A 1,450-nucleotide genomic window follows, 5' to 3' on the forward strand; every position below is an offset into this window, starting at 1 on the left:
TGCTAAGAACAGTCTATGGTGTCATCCAAAGTCGTAAACCATATGATATGAACCATATTTGTATTGACCCAAGAAAAATGAGTTGAAAAAATAACGATTTTATTTGGTTTTTAATAGAGTATATAAACAGGCTGAGAAAAAGGCTATGGAAACATTTTACTCCAACACGTATTTGATTGACAAATTTTTAAACAAAGAATTACTTGACTTTGATAAATCTGAGAATTCAAATTGGGAATATTCGAGTTTAGTTGAACAATTGATTTATTCAAAAGACCAAAACGAGTTAATTGATTTTGCTGACTGGTTAGAGAATTTTATTACTACTGAAAAATTTTATGCTTTTGCTAATAAATTCATCGAAATTGAAAGTATTTTAAAAACAGAACAGATTGGAGAGAAAAGAACAAATCTTGTTAAAGAAAAACGTAAACTGATAGAAAATATTAACGATTAAAAACTACAGCCAACAGCGTATAAACCAAATTGCTAAATTTCGTAAAATAGAATGTTTCTTATTTCTAATTTTATTATTTTTAACACAGAAAAATTGTAACACAAAAACGCAACTTGGCTTATACAATCACGTTGTGCAACATATGACCAAAAATGAGAGCGAATACATTTAATACAGGAATTGCAAGTGAATATTTGATATTATCTAAATTATATCGACTTGATTTGGAAGCATATATTAGTCAAGGAAACAAAAAAAGTGTCGACATAAGGGTGATTAAAGAAAACGGAGAAACACTTTCGATTGACGTAAAATCTGTACGCGGATATTCGTCACTTGTTGTGAATAATGTAGTACCGAAAGAAAATCATTTTTTAGTTTTTGTAATTTATAACAACAAATTTGAGGATTTGGACTCACATCCTGATATTTTCATTGTACCAAGTCAGAAAATTTGCGAACCATTAGTAAGTACTTTCAAAAAAGAAAAGAGAATTATGAAAGGAAAATTGGCAGAATATAAAGACAAATGGAATTTATTAACTGACATAACTGACGAAATGGAATTTGACGAAACATCGGAACAAAAAATTATAGCGGATTTTAATGCGGTTTTACAATTACGGGAATTAAATTACAATCGTGAGCGAATTTGTAAGCATCTTTCCATAGACGAAAATGAACTGACCGATTTGGAAATTGAATACAACAAAATAACGGGAAATTGAAAAAAATACGTTGCACAACAATGTATAACCGCAATTACGGCGGATTCGACTACGTCCGAATCCACTCGGAATTGCTAACGTCAGTGCTAAACCGAAAATTATTAACTTTAATCCCGTAACTGACGGTTATACGAGACCGTTGTATTTAATATGATCAGCCTTTTGGGTTCCAAATAGACATTTTCGGACTCATTAAAGATAGGATTAAGTACAATTTTTAAAATACTAATGAAAGAGACATTTATGGAAGTTTCGACTCAAACTG

At 30.3% G+C, this 1,450-nt stretch carries 2 protein-coding genes; both read left to right on the forward strand.

Annotation, left to right across the window (positions count from 1 at the left end):
* Window positions 1–145 precede the first annotated feature (145 nt).
* Window positions 146–457 carry a hypothetical protein gene (locus tag HGB55_RS14920; protein ID WP_168817861.1) on the forward strand — a complete coding sequence of 104 codons (312 nt, stop codon included), beginning with the start codon at window positions 146–148 and terminating at the stop codon, window positions 455–457.
* Window positions 458–609: 152 nt separating this feature from the next.
* The gene (locus HGB55_RS14925; protein WP_168817863.1) at window positions 610–1,185 is read left to right on the forward strand and encodes a hypothetical protein; all 576 of its coding nucleotides are present in this window, start codon (window positions 610–612) and stop codon (window positions 1,183–1,185) included.
* Window positions 1,186–1,450: the final 265 nt, after the last annotated feature.

It is taken from the genome of Lutibacter sp. B1, assembly GCF_012524075.1.
Lineage (GTDB): Bacteria > Bacteroidota > Bacteroidia > Flavobacteriales > Flavobacteriaceae > Lutibacter.

Bases quoted from the DNA above. Each gene is read 5' to 3' on its own strand.
- HGB55_RS14920 (WP_168817861.1), top strand. From the start codon at position 146: ATGGAAACATTTTACTCCAACACGTATTTGATTGACAAATTTTTAAAC.
- HGB55_RS14925 (WP_168817863.1), top strand. From the start codon at position 610: ATGAGAGCGAATACATTTAATACAGGAATTGCAAGTGAATATTTGATA.